12 protein-coding genes are annotated in these 16553 nt (G+C 76.4%); 1 reads left to right on the top strand and 11 read right to left on the bottom strand.

Annotation, left to right across the window (positions count from 1 at the left end; translation table 11 throughout):
- Positions 1 to 37: 37 nt before the first annotated feature.
- Complete coding sequence (locus ACFVQZ_RS03435; RefSeq protein ID WP_383619302.1) at positions 38 to 1591, bottom strand: acyl-CoA synthetase; 1554 nt, start codon at positions 1589 to 1591, stop codon at positions 38 to 40.
- A complete protein-coding gene (locus ACFVQZ_RS03440) occupies positions 1588 to 2697 on the bottom strand; it encodes a nitronate monooxygenase family protein (protein ID WP_030495007.1) in 1110 nt (369 codons plus the stop codon). The genes ACFVQZ_RS03435 and ACFVQZ_RS03440 overlap by 4 nt, the downstream gene beginning before the upstream one ends.
- A 197-nt stretch (positions 2698 to 2894) precedes the next feature.
- Between ACFVQZ_RS03440 and ACFVQZ_RS03445 the strand changes: the two genes are divergently transcribed.
- Positions 2895 to 4577, top strand: coding sequence for a serine hydrolase domain-containing protein (locus ACFVQZ_RS03445; protein ID WP_081959070.1), 1683 nt, complete (start codon positions 2895 to 2897; stop codon positions 4575 to 4577).
- A gap of 21 nt (positions 4578 to 4598) precedes the next feature.
- Here ACFVQZ_RS03445 and ACFVQZ_RS03450 read toward each other — a convergent pair whose 3' ends face one another.
- From ACFVQZ_RS03450 to ACFVQZ_RS03490, 9 genes are all read right to left on the bottom strand, one after another.
- The gene (locus tag ACFVQZ_RS03450; RefSeq protein WP_030495009.1) at positions 4599 to 5516 is read right to left on the bottom strand and encodes a LysR family transcriptional regulator; all 918 of its coding nucleotides are present in this window, start codon (positions 5514 to 5516) and stop codon (positions 4599 to 4601) included.
- A 113-nt stretch (positions 5517 to 5629) separates the two neighbouring features.
- Entirely contained in the window at positions 5630 to 6829 is a 1200-nt protein-coding gene (locus tag ACFVQZ_RS03455) for a glycine C-acetyltransferase (protein ID WP_030495010.1), read from the bottom strand.
- A 3-nt stretch (positions 6830 to 6832) separates the two neighbouring features.
- A complete protein-coding gene (tdh, locus tag ACFVQZ_RS03460; protein ID WP_030495011.1) occupies positions 6833 to 7867 on the bottom strand; it encodes an L-threonine 3-dehydrogenase in 1035 nt (344 codons plus the stop codon).
- Positions 7868 to 8029: 162 nt separating this feature from the next.
- Entirely contained in the window at positions 8030 to 8815 is a 786-nt protein-coding gene (locus tag ACFVQZ_RS03465; RefSeq protein WP_383619305.1) for a 4'-phosphopantetheinyl transferase family protein, read from the bottom strand.
- Positions 8816 to 8910: 95 nt separating this feature from the next.
- Positions 8911 to 11187, bottom strand: a complete 2277-nt coding sequence (locus ACFVQZ_RS03470) for a tetratricopeptide repeat protein (RefSeq protein WP_383619307.1) — start codon at positions 11185 to 11187, stop codon at positions 8911 to 8913.
- Positions 11169 to 12065 carry an oxygenase MpaB family protein gene (locus ACFVQZ_RS03475; RefSeq protein ID WP_383619309.1) on the bottom strand — a complete coding sequence of 299 codons (897 nt, stop codon included), beginning with the start codon at positions 12063 to 12065 and terminating at the stop codon, positions 11169 to 11171. The genes ACFVQZ_RS03470 and ACFVQZ_RS03475 overlap by 19 nt, the downstream gene beginning before the upstream one ends.
- Positions 12066 to 12158: 93 nt before the next feature.
- Positions 12159 to 13436, bottom strand: a complete 1278-nt coding sequence (locus tag ACFVQZ_RS03480) for a VWA-like domain-containing protein (RefSeq protein WP_383619311.1) — start codon at positions 13434 to 13436, stop codon at positions 12159 to 12161.
- Positions 13433 to 14668 carry an AAA family ATPase gene (locus ACFVQZ_RS03485; RefSeq protein WP_383619313.1) on the bottom strand — a complete coding sequence of 412 codons (1236 nt, stop codon included), beginning with the start codon at positions 14666 to 14668 and terminating at the stop codon, positions 13433 to 13435. The genes ACFVQZ_RS03480 and ACFVQZ_RS03485 overlap by 4 nt, the downstream gene beginning before the upstream one ends.
- Positions 14669 to 14870: 202 nt before the next feature.
- Positions 14871 to 16370, bottom strand: coding sequence for a hypothetical protein (locus ACFVQZ_RS03490; RefSeq protein ID WP_383619315.1), 1500 nt, complete (start codon positions 16368 to 16370; stop codon positions 14871 to 14873).
- Positions 16371 to 16553 lie beyond the last annotated feature (183 nt).

A 16553-nucleotide genomic window follows, 5' to 3' on the forward strand; every position in this document is an offset into this window, starting at 1 on the left:
CGGTGCGCCGACCCCCTCTCCCCTCTTCTCCGCCCGCTCAGAGCGGGCGCTCGTGCCCCTCCCAGTACGGGTCGCGCAGGCGGCGCTTGTAGAGCTTGCCGTTCGGGTCGCGGGGCATGGCCGGGATGAAGTCGAGGGACTTCGGGCGCTTGAATCCGGCCAGGTGCCCGGCGCAGTGGGCCAGGATCTCCGCGGCGAGCTCCGGCCCCTCCGCGTACCCCTCGGCGGTCTCGACGACCGCCTTCACCTCCTCGCCCCAGTCGGCGTGCGGCACCCCGAAGGCGGCGGCGTCGGCGACGGCGGGGTGGGCGAGGAGCGCGGCCTCGATCTCGGCGGGGTAGATGTTGACGCCGCCGGAGATGATCATGTCGATCTTGCGGTCGCGGAGGTAGAGGTACCCGTCCTCGTCGAGGTAGCCGAGGTCGCCGACGGTGAAGAAGTCGCCGACGCGGCTCCTCGCCGTCTTCGCCTCGTCCTTGTGGTACTGGAATCCGCCGGTGTTCATCTTCAGGTAGACGGTGCCGAGCTCGCCGGGCGGGAGGCGGTTGCCGTCGTCGTCGAGGACGGCGAGCTCGCTGATCGGCCAGGCGCGGCCCACGGTGCCGGGCCGCTTCAGCCACTCCTCGGCGGTGGCGAACGCGCCGCCGCCCTCGCTGGCCGCGTAGTACTCCTCCACGCACCCGCCCCACCAGGCGATCATCGCCCGCTTGACGTGTTCGGGGCAGGGCGCGGCGCCGTGGAGGGCGTGCCGCATCGAGGAGACGTCGTAGCGGGCGCGGACCTCCTCGGGGAGGGCGAGGAGCCGGTGGAACTGGGTGGGGACCATGTGGGTGTGGGTGCAGGCGTACGTGTCGATCAGCCGCAGCATCTCCTCCGGCGCCCACTTGTCCATGACGACCAGCGGATGTCCGATGTGCAGGGCCGCGGCGGCGAACTGGAGGACGGCCGTGTGGTAGAGCGGCGAGCAGACCAGGTGCGTGTTCCCGTCGAACGGCCGGATGCCGAAGATGCCGAGGAAGCCGCCGAGGTGGGACTCCTCGGGGAGCCGGCCGGGCAGCGGGCGGCGGATGCCCCGGGGTCGGCCCGTGGTGCCCGAGGTGTAGTTCATGACCCAGCCGAGGGTCCGGTCGGCGGGCGCCGACTCCGGCCGGCCGTCGAGGAGTTCGGCGTACGGGCGGAAGCCGGGCACCGCGCCGACCGCGTGCCGGTGGCTCGGCGGGAGGCCCGCTCCGTCGGCGGCGGCGACGGCCGCCTCGGCGAAGCGCTCGTGCGCGAGGAGCACCTTGGCGCCGGAGTCGGCGACGATCCAGGCGATCTCGGCGCCCACGAAGTGGTGGTTGACCGGGACGAGGTAGAAGCCGGCCTGGGTGGCGGCGAGATGGGCGGTGAAGAACTCGGCGCCGTTGGGGAGGACGACGGCGAAGGCGTCGCCGCGCTCCAGGCCGGCCGCGCGCAGGCCGTGGACGAGGCGGTTCGCGGCGGCCAGCAGCCGGCCCGCGGACCACTCCTCGCCGTCGGGCGCGACGAGCACCGTGCGGTCGGGGTCGGCGGCGGCCTGCGCCCAGAAGCCGTTGGGGGGCGTGCCGTTCACGATCCGCTCCTTCCGGCGATCCGGTTGATCCGGTCGACGGCCTTCTCGAAGCCGCGGGTCAGCTCGTCGACGACCTGCTGGACGCCGCGTTCGGAGGTCATCCGGCCGACGATCTGCCCGACGGGCGTGCCGAGCAGCGGGTCGATCTCGTACTTCTGGATCCGCGAGACGGCCTCCGCGACCAGCAGCCCCTGGAGCGGCATGGGCAGCGGGCCGGGCCCGGCCGGGTCGTCCCAGGCGTCGGTCCACTCGGTGCGGAGCTGGCGGGCCGGCTTGCCGGTGAGCGCGCGGGAGCGGACGGTGTCGCCGGAGCCGGCGGCGAGGAGCTTCGCGGTGAGGGCGCGCGAGTGGAGTTCGGCCTCGGTGGTGGTGAGCCAGATCGAGCCGAGCCACACGCCCTGGGCGCCGAGCGCCAGGCCGGCGGCGATCTGCTCGCCGCTGCCGATGCCGCCGGCGGCGAGCACGGGCAGCGGGTCGACGGCGTCCACGACCTCGGGGGTGAGCACCATGGAGGCGATCTCGCCGGTGTGGCCGCCGGCCTCGTACCCCTGGGCGACGACGATGTCGATGCCGGCCTCGGCGTGGCGGCGGGCGTGCCGGGCGCTGCCGGCGAGGGCGGCGACGAGCACGCCGTGCTCGTGCGCGCGGGCGACGACGTCCGGCGGCGGCGAACCGAGGGCGTTGGCGAGCAGCTTGACGGGATAGCCGAAGGCCACGTCGAGCTGGCTGCGGGCGACCTCCTCCATCCAGCCGGTGATCCGCCAGCCCGACGCCTCGCCGTCGGCGAGTTCCGGCACGCCGTGCCGGGCGAGGACGGACCGGACGTACTCCCGGTGCCCGGCGGGGATCATGGCCTCGACGTCGGCCTCGGTGACGCCCTCGACCTTCTTCGCGGGCATCACGACGTCGAGCCCGTAGGGCCGTCCGCCGGTGTGCTTCTGCATCCAGTCGAGGTCGCGGGCGAGGTCGTCCGGGGCGGTGTACCGCACCGCGCCCAGGACGCCGAAGCAGCCGGCCCGGCTGAGGGCGGCGGCGACCGCGGGGAAGGGCGTGAATCCGAAGATGGCGTGCTCGATCCCCAGTGTGCGACTCAGCTCCGTCTCCATGGGCGCAGGATGCCGCAGCCGGTCGGGGGAGGGAAGAGGTTTTCTGATGCAGCGTCAGATTTCTGGTCGCGCGTCCGCCGGGCCGGTGCGGGGAGGGGCGGTGCGGGAGTCGGTGCGGGCCGGGAGGGGCCGGGTGCGGGAGGGTGGAGGGGTACGGGCCCGCGCGTGGCCGTGGTCAGGGGTACGGAGGCGGCCGGATGGGCGAGGCGGGGCGCGGGCGGCCGGGGGGCGTCCTGCGGTGGGGCACGGCGGCGGAGGCCGGGCTGCTGGAGCGGGAACTGGAGGGCATGGTCGAGGACGTACGGGCCTTCCTGGGGCCCTCGCCGGTGCGGCCGTGGTGCGCGGGGGCGGTGCTGCTCGCCGGGCGGGGCCGCACGGTGGCGCTGCACCGGGCGGTCGGCTGGGCGGCGCGCTGGGCCGCGTACGACGAGAGGAGCGACACCGGCGTCGAGCTCGCGCCGGCGGAGCGGGTCCCGATGACCCCGGACACCGTCTTCGACCTCGCCTCCCTCACCAAACTGTTCACCGCGCTGCTGGCGGTGCGGCAGGTGGAGCGGGGCACGCTGGAGCTCGGGGAGCGGGTCGCCGCGTACCTGCCGGAGTTCGGCCGGGCGGGGAAGGAACGGATCACGGTACGGCAGCTGCTCGCCCACACCTCGGGGCTGCGGGCGGAGCTGCCGCTGTACGAGGCGCCGGACCGGCAGGGGCGGCTGCGGATGCTGTGGGAGGAGGCGCCGCTGGACCCGCCGGGCACGGCCTACCGCTACTCGGACCTCAATCTGATCGCGCTGCACCTGCTCCTGGAACGGATCACCGGTCACGGTCTGGAGAGGCTGCTCCACGACGAGATCACCGCTCCGCTCGGGATGCACCGCACGCGTTTCGTCCCGCCGCTCTCGTGGCGGGCGGAGACGGCCGCCACGGAGGACGCCCGCCGGCCGTGGGCCCGGCTCGACCGGGGCATGGTCCGGGGCGAGGTGCACGACGAGAACGCGTACGCGATGGGCGGCGTCGCCGGCCACGCCGGCGTCTTCTCCTGCGCCCGCGACCTCGCGGTCCTCGCCCGCACGCTCCTCGACGGCGGCGCGTACGGCTCCGTCCGCGTCCTCTCCCCTGCCTCCGTCGGCCTCCTCCTCACCGACGTCAACCAGGACTTCCCCGGCCACGCGCACGGCCTCGGCTTCGAACTGGACCAGCGCTGGTACATGGGCGCCCTGTCCGGGCCCCGCACCGCCGGCCACACCGGTTTCACCGGCACCAGCCTGGTCATCGACCCCGACAGCGACACGTTCCTGATCCTGCTCGCCAATGCCGTCCACCCCGTCCGCACCTGGCGCTCGGGCTCGGCCCCGCGGGTGGCGGCGGCGCGGCGCCTCGCCCGCGCCGTCCCGGTCCGCCCGCCGGCCGGCACCGGGCCCACGGCCTGGTTCTCCGGCATGGCGGCCCCCGGCGGCGCCACGCTCACCCTCCCCCCGGTGCCGCCCGGCGCGGCCCGCCTCAGCTGCCTCCTCTGGTGGGACACCGCCCCGGGCACCGACCGCCTCACCCTGGAGACGACCACCGGCACCCCGGCCGGATGGCACCCGCTCCCCTTCGCCACCGCCCCCGCCGAGGGGCCGGGCGACCCGGTCCCGCACCCGGACGGCACCGCCACCGGCTGGTCCGGCCGCCGCTGGCACCGCCTCACCGCCGCCCTCCCCCCGGCCCCCGGCCCGCGCGTCCGCTTCCGGTACGCCACCGCCTCCGCCGCCGTCGGGCGCGGCGTCTACGTCACCGCCCTGCGCGTCCTCGACGCGACCGGCCGGCCCCTCTTCGACGAGTCCCGCCCGGCCGACGCGGCCCGCGTCGACGCGGACGGCTGGCACCGCTCGGCGGACTGAGGAACGCGTCACGAGCGACGGCTACGGCACGCCCGGGCCGGGGGTCGCGGCGGCGCGGAGGGCGGTGAGCACGGGCTGGATGAGGGGGTGGTCCTCGGCGCCGCGGCGGACGGCCGCGAAGACGCGCCGGGTCGGCGCGACGCCGTCGACGGACCGCACCACGACGTCCGTGAGGTCCATGCCGCGCAGCGCCGAGCGGGGCACGAGCGCGGCGCCCGCTCCGGCGGCGACGAGTGCGACGACGGCCCGGAAGTCGTCCGAGACGTGCTCGAAGCGGGGCGCGAAACCGGCGTACTCGCAGGCCAGGACCGTCACGTCGTGGCACGGGTTGCCCGCCGACTGGCCGATCCAGGCGTCCCGGGACAGGTCGGCGAGCGCGACGCCGTCGATGCCGGCGAGCGCGTGGCCGGGCGGGAGCACCACGTCGAAGGGCTCCGCGTAGAGCGGCACCCGCGTGAGCCGGTCGTCGTCCTCGCCGGGCGCGCCCCGGTACTCGACGGCCACGGCCACGTCCACCTGCCGGTCCAGCACCATCAGCAGGCTCTCGTCGCCCTCGGCGTCCCGCACCCGGACCCGGATGCCGGGGGCGCCGGCCGCGAGACCGGCGATGGCCGGGGCGACGACGAGGCCGATGCCGGTGGCGAACGCGGCGACCGTGACGGTGCCCGCCTCGCCGGAACCGTACGCGGCGAGCGCCGCCTCCGCCCGCTCCAGCTCGGCCAGCACGGCGTTGGCGTGGCTCAGCAGGATCTCGCCGGCCGGCGTGAGCCGGACGCCCCGGGCGCCGCGGTCGACGAGCCGGTGGCCGGTCTCCTGCTCCAGCGCGGCGAGCTGCTGGGAGACGGCGGAGGGGGTGAGGTACAGCGCGGCGGCCGCCGCCGTGACCGTGCGGTGGTCGGCCACTGCGCGGAGGATGTGCAACCGCCGTGCTTCGATCATGCGCCCAGTCTCCCAGGCCGCGGACGGGACTCGCGCCCGCGGCCGGGGAGACGGGACCCGGGCCCCCCGGTGCGGCAGGCGGGCCCGGGCTCCGGGAGCCCCGGCCCGGAGGGTCAGCCGCGGAGTTCCGCCCGGGCCGCCACGAAGGCGTCCACCGCGCGGTTCACGTCCTCCGTGGAGTGGGCGGCCGAGAGCTGGACGCGGATGCGGGCCTGGCCCTGCGGGACGACCGGGTACGAGAAGCCGATCACGTACACGCCGCGCTCCAGCAGCAGCTCGGCCATCTTCCCGGCCTCGGCCGCGTCGCCGATCATGACGGGCGCGATGGCGTGGTCGCCGGGGAGGATGTCGAAGCCCTCCTCGGTCATGCGGCGGCGGAACAGCTCCGTGTTGGCGTGGAGCTTGTCGCGCAGGTCGCCGGCGGACTCCAGCAGGTCGAGGACCTTGAGGGAGGCGGCGGCGATGACCGGGGCGAGGGTGTTGGAGAAGAGGTACGGGCGGGAGCGCTGGCGCAGCAGGGCGACGATCTCGGCGCGCGCGGCGACGTAGCCGCCGGAGGCGCCGCCGAGGGCCTTGCCGAGGGTGCCGGTGATGATGTCGACGCGGTCCATGACGCCGTGCAGCTCGGGGGTGCCGCGGCCGCCGGGGCCGACGAAGCCGACGGCGTGCGAGTCGTCGACCATGACCATGGCGTCGTACTGCTCGGCCAGGTCGCAGATCTCGTCGAGCGGGGCGACGTAGCCGTCCATGGAGAAGACGCCGTCGGTGACGATCAGCTTGCGCCGGGCGCCGCCCTCGACGGCCTGCTTGAGCTGCTGCTCCAGGTCGGCCATGTCGCGGTTGGCGTAGCGGAAGCGACGGGCCTTGGAGAGGCGGATGCCGTCGATGATGGACGCGTGGTTGAGGGCGTCGGAGATGACCGCGTCCTCGGGCCCGAGCAGGGTCTCGAAGACGCCGCCGTTGGCGTCGAAGCACGAGGAGTAGAGGATCGTGTCCTCCTGGCCGAGGAAGGCGGAGATCCGCGCCTCCAGTTCCTTGTGCACCTCCTGCGTGCCGCAGATGAAGCGGACCGAGGCCATGCCGTAGCCCCAGCGGTCCAGCGCCTCGTGGGCGGCGGCGACGACCTCGGGGTGGTCGGCGAGGCCGAGGTAGTTGTTGGCGCAGAAGTTCAGCACCTCGCCGGGGCGGCCTCCGGCCGTGACCGCGACGGTCGCGGACTGGGGGGTGCCGATGACCCGCTCGGGCTTGTGCAGGCCGGCCGCCCGGATCTCGTCCAGGGTGGCGCGGATGTCGTCGCGTACGGAATCGAACATGGGTCAGGCTCCCGCAGTCCAGTCGAGGATGATCTTGCCGCTCTTGCCGGAGGCCGCGTCGTCGAAGGCGGCCTCGTAGTCGGTGTGGTCGTACCGGCCCGTGATGACCGGGGACAGGTCGAGCCCGCCCTCCAGGAGGACCGACATGGCGTACCAGGTCTCGAACATCTCGCGGCCGTAGATGCCCTTGATCGTGATCATGGAGGTGACGATCTTCGCCCAGTCGACGGCGAAGTCCTCGCTCGGCAGGCCGAGCATGGCGATCTTCCCGCCGTGGGTCATGTTGGCGATCATGTCGCGCATGGCGTGCGGGTTGCCCGACATCTCCAGGCCGACGTCGAAGCCCTCCTTCAGACCGAGGGTGCGCTGGCCGTCGGCGATGGTCTGCTCGCCGACATTGAGCGCGAGCGAGACGCCGGTCTTGCGGGCCAGGTCCAGGCGCTCCTCGCTGACGTCGGTGATCATGACGTTGCGGGCGCCGGCGTGCTTGGCGACGGCGGCGGCCATGATGCCGATCGGGCCGGCGCCGGTGACGAGCACGTCCTCGCCGACGAGCGGGAAGGACAGGGCGGTGTGGACGGCGTTGCCGAACGGGTCGAAGATCGCGGCGACGTCGAGGTCGACGGGGACGCGGTGCACCCACACGTTGGAGGCGGGCAGCGCCACGTACTCGGCGAAGGCGCCGTCGCGGCCGACACCGAGGCCGACGGTGGCGCGGCAGAGGTGGCGGCGGCCGGCGAGGCAGTTGCGGCACTTGCCGCAGACGAGGTGGCCCTCACCGCTGACGAGGTCGCCGACGGCGATGTCGGCGACGTCACGCCCGACGGAGACGACCTCGCCGACGAACTCGTGGCCGATGGTCATCGGGGTGCCGATGGTCTTCTGCGCCCAGCCGTCCCAGGCGCGGATGTGCAGGTCGGTGCCGCAGATGCCGGTCCGCTTGACCTTGATCAGTACGTCCCCGGGGCCGGTCTCCGGCTCGGGCACGTCCGTGAGCCAGAGTCCCGGCTCCGCCTTCAGCTTGACCAATGCCTTCAATGCCACGGCTCCCGACGTGCGTGTCCTGTGATGTACGGGTCAGGGCACGCGCGCGTGCCCAAGATCCTCGGGGAGGAATCTTCCGTACCGGGGGCTCCGGGTCCATCGAGGTTTTCTTAAGCGCGCTCGCAGTTCAGCTTCACGCCGGGGCGTCGCCCCTGTTCAGGCGGGCCCCGCGGAGTGCGCGGCGGTGACGAAGGCGGCGGGAAGCCAACTCGTACGGACGCGTCCCAGCGGGCCCTCCACGGCGACGGCCGCCGCGTGTCCGCCCGCGGTGGGCACGCCGCGCACGGACCAGCCGGCGGGGAGGGCGGCGGGGTCGCGCTCGCCGAGGTAGTCCTTGGCGAGGGACCGGGCCATGCCGATGCCGAGGCCCTTGAGGTACGCCTCCTTGCGGCTCCAGACGCGGGCGAAGGCCTCGGGCGCGTGCCCGGCGTCGGCGATCTCGGCGCGTTCGCGCGGGTGGAGGGCGGGGGTCACCTCGCGGACGGTGGTGGCCTGGGGGAAGGTCTCGACGTCGACGCCGACGGTGCGGGCGGCGATGCCGATGAGGACGACGTCGCCGCTGTGCGAGAGGGAGAAGTGCGGGGCGCCGGGCGGCCCGTCGACGGCCGGCCGGCCGTGGAGGCCGGCGCAGCCGGGGCAGGGTTCCCTGCGGTACGCGACGTCGGCCGGCGCGACGCCGAGGCGCGGGGCGAGCAGGCGGCGCAGGGCGATGTGGGCGACGCCGTACCGGAGCCGGTCCGCGACCCGGAGGGGGTTGGCGAGCCGGACGCGTTCCTCGGCGTCGAGTTCGGAGGGGTCGAGGTCGTCCTCGGCGAGGTCGTTCACCCGGAGCTGCCACAGGTCGACGTCGGTCCCGGCGGGGCCGGCGTCCGGCCCGGTGAGGAGCGTGCGGGGCGCGAAGGCGGGGTCGCCGAGGGGGGCACCGGGAGAGTCGTCGATCACATGGTCATTAAATCAGCGCGGTCGGGGGCGACTTCAGGGCGCCGGACCGGCTCGCGGGGCGCCGGGCTCGCTCAGGGCGTGCCCGGCGGCGGCGGTCAGGCGGAGCCGCGGGCGTCGGCGGCGGGCGCGGTGCCGCGGCGGACGGCGTCGGCCTCGGTGTGCCTGCCGAGCCGGTCCAGGCAGTGGGTGAGGTCGGCGAGGGCGGCGAGCGTGTCCGGGTGCAGGGGGCCCAGCGTCCGGCCCCGCGCCTCGGCGAGCGACCGCAGCGGGGCGAGGGCCTCGTCCCAGCGGCCGAGCCGGCCGAGGCAGACGGCGGCCTCGCGGCGGCTGCGGAGGGTGTCGGGGTGGTCCGCGCCGAGGACCCGCCGGCGGGCGGCGTGCACGGACTGGGCGGTGTCCAGGGCCTCCTGCCAGCGGCCGAGCCGGGCGAGGTGGACGGCGAGGGCGTGCCGGACGCGCAGCGTCTCGGGGGCGTCGGCGCCCTGGGTGCGGGTGCGGACGGCGACCAGGTCGCGGCAGACGGCGAGGGCGTCGGCGTCCCGGCCGAGCCGGCCCAGGCAGGCGCTGGTCTCGTAGCGGGCGGCGAGCGTGTCGGGGTGGTCGGGGCCGAGCGAGGAGGCGCGGCCCTCGGCGACCGCGCGGTACTGGTCGAGGGCTTCCTCGGCGCGGCCCAGCCGGCTCAGGGTGTGGGCGAGTTCGTGCCGGGTGACCAGGGTGTCGGGGTGGTCGGGGCCGAGCAGCCGGGTGCGGGTGTCGGCGACGGCGAGGGCGGTGCGGTACGACTCCTCCAGGCGCCCGAGCCGGGCGAGGGTGTACGCGAGGTTGTGCCGGCAGCGCAGGGTGTCGGGGTGGTCGGGGCCGGTGGTGCGCTCCCGGACGGCCAGGACGTCGGCGTAGACCGCGTGGGCCTCCGCGTGCCGGCCGAGGCGGCCGAGGACGTAGGCCCGTTCCTGGCGGGCGGCCAGCGTGTCGGGGTGGTCGGGGCCGAGGACGCGGGTACGGGCGTCGGCGACGCGCTCGAACGCCTCCAGCGCCTCGTCCTTGCGGCCGAGCCGGCCCAGCGCGAAGGCGAGTTCGTAGGCGCTGGCCAGGGTGTCGGGGTGGTCGGGGCCCAGCACCCGGGTCCGGTCGCCCGCGACGGAGCGGTGCAGCTGCTCCGCCTCGGTCCAGCGGCCGAGCCGGCCGAGGCCGAGGCCGGCCCGGTGGCGGGCGGCGAGGACGGCGAGCAGTTCGGGGGTGGCGTCCGTGGCGGTGATGGCGGCGGCGGGGCGGGCGGGGTCGGCGATGCCGGGGGCGCCCGGTCCCGCGGTGGTCCATTCCGTGGTGAGGACGGCGGCGACCGGGTCGTGGCCGGCGGCGCGGGGCGCGCCGGGCGCGGCGGGGCGGGGCCCGCCGGTGACGGCCCGCGCCCAGGCGGGCGTGCGGCCCGCCTCCGGTACGGGGACGGTGCCGGCGCCCGCTCCGTCGGTGAGCTGCGGCGGGCGGGGCGGCAGCGGCGGCGCCAGGGGCCCGCCGTCGCCGACGGTGCGGCCGTCGACGATCCGGCGGCGCAGGTCGGAGGCGTCGCGCGGGCGCTGGTCGGGCACCTTGGCGAGCAGGTCGACGACGATCCGGTCGAAGTAGTCGGGCAGTTCGGAGCGCAGGGCGCGCGGCGGGCGCGGCACGGTGTCCCGGTGGCCGACGAGCACGGCCCAGGAGTCGTCGAGGTCGAACGGCGGGGCGCCAGTGGCGAGTTCGTACAGCACGCAGCCCAGCGAGTACAGGTCGCTGCGGTGGTCGATCTCGCCGCCGCCGATCTGCTCCGGGGACATGTAGTGCGGGGTGCCCATGGCGATGCCGGTGCCGGTGAGGCGGGAGGTGAAGCCCATGTCGGCGCCGAGGCGCGCTATCCCGAAGTCGCAGATCTTCACGGTGCCGTCGCGCAGCCGCATGATGTTGGCGGGCTTGAGGTCGCGGTGCACGATGCCCATGCGGTGGGTGTACTCCAGGGCGTCGGCGACCTGGTCGGCGATGTCGACGACCTCGTGGACCGGCAGCGGGGCGCGGGCGTGGGCGGCGAGGAGCTGGCTGAGGTTCTGGCCCTCCAGGAGCTCCATGACGAGGAAGAGCACGCCCTCGTACTCGCCGAAGTCGTGGACGACGGTGATGCCCCGGTGCTGGAGCGCCGCCGCGACGCGCGCCTCGCGGCGGAACCGCTCGCGCACCACGGTCTGCACGCCCGCGTCCTGGTGCGGGCCGAGCGGTTTGAGGCACTTGACCGCGACGCGGCGGCCCAGTGCCTCGTCGGTGGAGCGCCACACCTCGCCCATGCCGCCGCGCCCGATGACCTCGTGCAGGCGGTAGCGCCCCTGGATCAGCCTGATGTCCCCCATCGTGTGCCGCCGCCCCCGTCGTCCTCGTGCACGCTCCCCGGCCCGTCCAGTATGGCCGCAGCCTCGGACAGTGTGTACGGGTCGGGTCGGGTGTCCGGGCCGAGGCGGTCCATGGCGCGCAGGATGTGGCGGGGCGGCAGCCGCCACCGGAGCCGTGCGGGGACGCGGCGCATCAGCCGCGCGGTGGCGGCGAGGCGCCGGGTGACGGTGGCGGCGGGCGGCACGGGACGGCCGTAGAGTTCGTGGGCCCAGTCCGGCAGGGTGTCGTACGCCAGGGAGCTGATCCGTCCCCACACCAGCGCCCGGCCGGGGACGAGGGCGGGCGGCACGGGCGGCTTCCGGAGGAAGTCGAGCACGGCGAACGCGTCCTCGCCCGCGGCGAGTTCGCCGCGGACCGACGCGAAGTACGCGGCGAGCGCGGCCTCGGTGGCCGGGACGGTCGCCGGGTCGAGCCCCACGAGCCGCGCGGAGGTGCGCTGTTCGTCCACGTACCGGTCGGCGGTCCGGCCGGTCAGCGGCAGCCCGGAGCGGCGGGCGACGGAGACGTACGAGTCGATCTCGGCGCAGTGCACCCACAGCAGCAGTTCCGGGTCGTCGACGCCGAGGAGCCGGTGGATCCGCCGCACCCGCGCGCCCGCCGCCTCGGCGGCCTCCCGGGTGCCGTAGCTGAGCGTCCCGACGAAGCTCGCCGTCCGCATCAGCCGCCCCCACGGGTCCTCCCGGAAGCTGCTGTTGATCATGACGCCCCGGACGGCGACGGGGTGCAGCGCCTGGAGGTAGAGGGCCCGCACCCCGGCGATCCACATCACCGGGTCGCCGTGCAGCTGCCAGGTGACGGAGCGGGGCCCGAAGAGCCCGGGATCGGCGTCCTGCCTCATGCGTTCAGGCTACGCGCGCGGAGCCGGAAGGGACCCCGCCGGTCGCGACTCCGCGCCCCTGCCCCCCTGCCCTCCTGCCTTCCGGTCATCCGGTCATCCGATCTCCACCACCCGCGCCCAACCCGGCGGCCGGCGCAGGTGGTCGCGGTACGCGTCGTCCTCGTCGGGGCCGGAATGCCGGGGGAAGAGGCCGACGACGGTGCGGCACGGGGGCGCGTGCTCGGGCCAGGGGGTCTGGCCGTCGGTGAGGACGACGAGGGCGTCCGGGCGCGGGGTGAGGCGGAGGGCACGGGCGAAGCCGGCGCGGAGGTCGGTGCCGCCGCCTCCGACGAGGGGCACTTCGGCCTCGGCGCAGAGGCGGCGGGCGGTGTGGGCGGCGGCGTCGCAGGCGATCACGGTGACGAGGTCGCGCCGGCCGCCGAGGGCGTCGGTGAGGGCGGCGACCTCCAGGAGGGCGCTGCCGAGTTCGGCGTCGGAGACCGAGCCGGAGGTGTCGATGACGACGGCGACGTGCGGCGGGGTGCGGCGCAGGCCAGGGAGGACGACGCCCGGCAGGGAAGCGGCGCGCCGGGCCGGCCGGCGGTAGGTGTAGTCGCCGCCCGTGCCGGCCGAGGAGACGGCGGCGCGCAGGGCCCCGCCGAGGAGTTCGCGCCAGGGCTGGGGCGGGTGGCAGACCTCTTCGGCCCAGCGCTGCCACCCGGCGGGGGCGGTGCCGGGCCGGCCCGCGATGCCCTGGGCGACGCGGAAGACGACGGCTTCGCGTTCCTGCGGGGTGAGGGCGTCGGCGCCGTCGGGGCCGAGCTCCCACGGCCGGTGGTGGCCGTCGGCGCCGCTGCCGCAGTCGAGCCAGGCCATGTCGGCGGTGCGGGGCGTGATGCGGACCGCACGGACGTAGTCCTCCATCAGCAGCCCGGGGGCCAGTGCGAGCATCTCGGGGTGGAGGGCGCCGGCCGGGCGCGGGAGGGGGGCGCCGGGCCCGGCGTCGTAGACGTCGTCGTTGATCTCGAAGTCGCCGGCGATGTTCATGCGGAGCCGTTCGGCCGGGCCGTCGGCGCCGGGGCCGAGGTCGGGGGCGAGGCGGTCGCCGCGGCCGTGGTGGTCGCGGAGGAGGTGGGCGACCTCGTGGACCCAGACGCCGGCGAGGTCCCGCACCGGGGTCCGGTCGACGAACGCCGGGGACACGTACATCCGCCAGTGCCGGTCGACGCCCATGGTGGGGACGTGCCGGGTGGGGACGACCCGCAGGGCGAAGAGCGCGGTGGCGAGGTAGGGCCGGACCCGGACGGCGTAGAGGCGGGCGGCGTACAGCTTGTCGTGGTCGAGGGCCTGCCCGGCGGGGACCGGCGCGGCTCCGGGGGCGGGGGCGCTCACCGGCCGCTCCGCGCCGCCGCCGGCGCGACCGCCCGGTGCGAGAGGCCGGCCACCCCGGCGAGCCGTTCGATGGCGGCGGGCACGTCCCAGTCGTCGCGGCGGAGCGCGGCGAGGGTGGTGGCGGGGACGACGACGAGGTCCGGCGGGCCGGTCTCGGCGGCGCGGGCGAGCAGGGCCCAGGCGGCGTCCCAGCGGTCACGGGCGGGGCGTTCGCGGACGGCGGCGACGACGCCTTCGAGGGCGGCCTGGCGCCGGTCGCCGCGCTCGGGCAGGACGGCGGCGTCCGGGTCGGCGAGCAGGTCCTCCGGGTCGGGGAGGTCCATCCGGTCGAGCCAGGCGAGGAGTTCGAAGCCGGGGCCGTCGCCGACGGTGCCCCGCACCAGGGCGGACAGCACCTCGCGGGAGACGCCGGCGACGGTCGCGAACGCGAGGAGCCGCAGGGTCATGTCCCAGCTGCGCGGCGAGGGCCAGGGGCCGCCCCTGCGGGTCTCCTCCCCCGGCAGCCGGTGGACGAGGGTGGGCCGCGCGCCGAGCAGTCCGCAGACCGCCCGGCGGGCGTGGTCGACGGCCTCGGGGAGCCGCAGCGGGTCGAGGCGGGGCAGGGTGGCGCGCGGCCAGGTGCCGCCGAGGCCCCGGACGACGACGTCGTGGTCGTGGGTCCAGCGCAGGTGCACGAAGCGGTTGGCGAGCGGGGCGCTCAGCTCCCAGCCGTCGGCGGCGGAGGCGCGCGGGTTGGCGGCGGCCACGATCCGCACGCCGGGCGGGAGGGTGAGGGCGCCGACCCGGCGTTCCAGGACGAGCCGGAGGAGGGCCGCCTGGACGGCGGGCGGGGCGGTGGACAGCTCGTCGAGGAAGAGCAGGCCCCGGCCCTCGCGGACGAGCCGGACCGCCCAGTCGGGCGGGGCCATCGCGACCCCGCGGACGGCCGGGTCGTCGCCCAGGACGGGCAGCCCGGAGAAGTCGGTCGGTTCGTGGACGCTGGCGATGACGGTGGTGAGCGGCAGGTCGAGCTCCTCGGCGAGCCGGGTGAGGGCCGAGGTCTTGCCGATGCCGGGCTCGCCCCAGAGGAGGACGGGCAGGTCGGCGGCGACGGCGAGGGTCAGCGCGGCCAGCTGCTCGTCGGCGCGGGGTTCGGTGCGGGTGTCGCCGAGGAGGGCGAGGAGGTCGGCGGCGACGTCGAGCGGGGCGGGGTCGGCGGCGACGGCGGACGGCGCGGAGTTCCGGGAAGGCATGGGGGCATCACCTGGGTGGCTGCGGGCGTGCCGGGGCACGCGGACGGGTCGAGCGGGCACGCGCGCGCGTGCCGGACGGCTGCTCGCCTGCGGGTCTGAGCGGGCGAGGGGGCGGACGGGGGTGAGGCTGTGCGGGTCAGCCGGTCCGTGCGGGTGGGAGGTCCGTGCGGGTGAGTGGTCGGTGCGGCGGCGTGCCCGCGGGTCAGCGCGCGAGCGCGTGCCGCGGGTGGCCGCGGTGGTCGAGCGGTCGCGGCGCGGGGTCGGTGGCCCGCGGGCGGCGGGTGCGCCGGGGACGGCCGCGGTCCGGGTCCGGTACGGCGGGCGGCGGGGGTTCGGGGACGGTGTCGGGGCCGGTGACGCGGAGGCCCGCCCGGTAGAGCCCGTGCAGGACCCTGCGGGCGGCGGCGCGTTCGAGGGCCTGGCGGAGCGGGCCGTCGCGCAGGACGGCTCCGGGGCCGAGCAGGGCCTCGACGGCGGTGAGGGCGCCAGACGTGTCGCCGTGCGCGAGGCGGGCGCGCACGGCGTCGAGGTTCTCGGGGTCGCGGTGGGCGGCGTCGATCACCCGCAGGCAGGGCATGGGCGTCCCGGAGAGGGCCGCGAGCAGTTCCTCGCGGCGGAGTTCGGCCGGGTCGTGGTCGAGGGGCGTGAGGACGCCGCCCACGAGGCCGACGCGGTGCCGGCGGCCCTGGCACTCCACGAACCGCGTCCCGGACTCCGGGGGCTCCGCCCGCCCGCCGGGAGCGGGCCGGTGACCGGGGATCAGCGCCTCGGCGACGAGCGGGTGCAGGTCGTCGGGGGTGATCAGTCCGGCGCGGAGCAGCGCGAGGTCGGGCGGGGTCCAGGTCGCCGCGTCGGGCAGCAGCGGCGGCCGGAGGTCCGGCCGGTCGCCGCGGCCGGTCCCGGGCCGTCGTCCGGCCGGCGCGGGTGCGGTCCGGACGCCGCCGTCCGGCTCCGGGGTGACGAGCAGCCGGTGCCGGGCCCCGAGGCGTACGAGGACGGGGCCGGCGGCCCGGCCGTCGGCGGCGAGCAGCAGCCGGGCCTCGGCGGCCCAGCGGTCCACCGCCCAGCCGGGACCGGGCGGCTCGCCGGGGCCGGCCGGGAGGGCCGGCCGGCGGTCGGCGCCGGACCGGGCGCGGAGTTCTCCGGCGCGGCCGGCGTCCCACAGGTGCCGGTGGAGGTCGAGCCGGAAGCGGGGGCTGGGGTGCGGGTGCGGGTGGGCGGCGAGGGCGGGGGCGTACGGGCTCCGCCGGGGCGGGGGCGTGCCGCCGGGCGGGCCGTCCCAGAGGGCCAGCGAGATCCGCTGTCCGGCGTCGGCCCAGGCGGGCGCGGTGCGGGCCACGAGGTGGACCGGTCGCGGGCCCCGGCCGCCGGGGGGCTCGTGGTCGGCGTAGACGGCGAGGGTGACGGTGAGTCCCGGGCGGAGCAGTCCGTCCGGGGCGGTCCTCGGCAGGTGCCAGCGGAGCAGGTCGGGGGCGAGCCGGCGGAGGTCGGCGCGCACGCGTGCGGCGAGTGCGGTGCCGTGGGTGCGGGCGACGGCCCGGGGGGTCAGGTCGAGGTCCACCGCGGCGGCGGCGCAGGCGCCGGCCCAGTCGCCCGCGAGGCGGCGGGCGGTCGCGGTCTCGATCATGGAGGGCGGTACGGCGTGGGTGCGCACGTGCCGCCAGAGGGAAAGGCGGGTGTCCTCCCGCACGGGTGTCCCCATCAGGACGCTCCGTGCGCGGTGAGGACCCCCCATCGGTGTGAGGAGTGAGTGATCATCACGGGCACGGTAACCCGCTCCGTCCCGGGTGCGCCAGGGGTTTTCCGCGCCGCTCCCCGGCCGAGGGATGTTTGGTGCGATTTGACGGGATTTCATGGGGATGTCGGAATGGAAGCGTCGTTGTCC

The sequence above is a fragment of the Streptomyces sp. NPDC057854 genome (genome assembly GCF_042797055.1).
Taxonomy (GTDB): domain Bacteria; phylum Actinomycetota; class Actinomycetes; order Streptomycetales; family Streptomycetaceae; genus Streptomyces.

Bases quoted from the DNA above. Each gene is read 5' to 3' on its own strand.
- ACFVQZ_RS03475 (WP_383619309.1), bottom strand. From the start codon at position 12,065: ATGAGGCAGGACGCCGATCCCGGGCTCTTCGGGCCCCGCTCCGTCACC.
- ACFVQZ_RS03440 (WP_030495007.1), bottom strand. From the start codon at position 2,697: ATGGAGACGGAGCTGAGTCGCACACTGGGGATCGAGCACGCCATCTTC.
- ACFVQZ_RS03455 (WP_030495010.1), bottom strand. From the start codon at position 6,829: ATGTTCGATTCCGTACGCGACGACATCCGCGCCACCCTGGACGAGATC.
- ACFVQZ_RS03445 (WP_081959070.1), top strand. From the start codon at position 2,895: ATGGGCGAGGCGGGGCGCGGGCGGCCGGGGGGCGTCCTGCGGTGGGGC.
- ACFVQZ_RS03470 (WP_383619307.1), bottom strand. From the start codon at position 11,187: ATGGGGGACATCAGGCTGATCCAGGGGCGCTACCGCCTGCACGAGGTC.
- ACFVQZ_RS03490 (WP_383619315.1), bottom strand. From the start codon at position 16,370: ATGGGGACACCCGTGCGGGAGGACACCCGCCTTTCCCTCTGGCGGCAC.
- ACFVQZ_RS03485 (WP_383619313.1), bottom strand. From the start codon at position 14,668: ATGCCTTCCCGGAACTCCGCGCCGTCCGCCGTCGCCGCCGACCCCGCC.
- ACFVQZ_RS03450 (WP_030495009.1), bottom strand. From the start codon at position 5,516: ATGATCGAAGCACGGCGGTTGCACATCCTCCGCGCAGTGGCCGACCAC.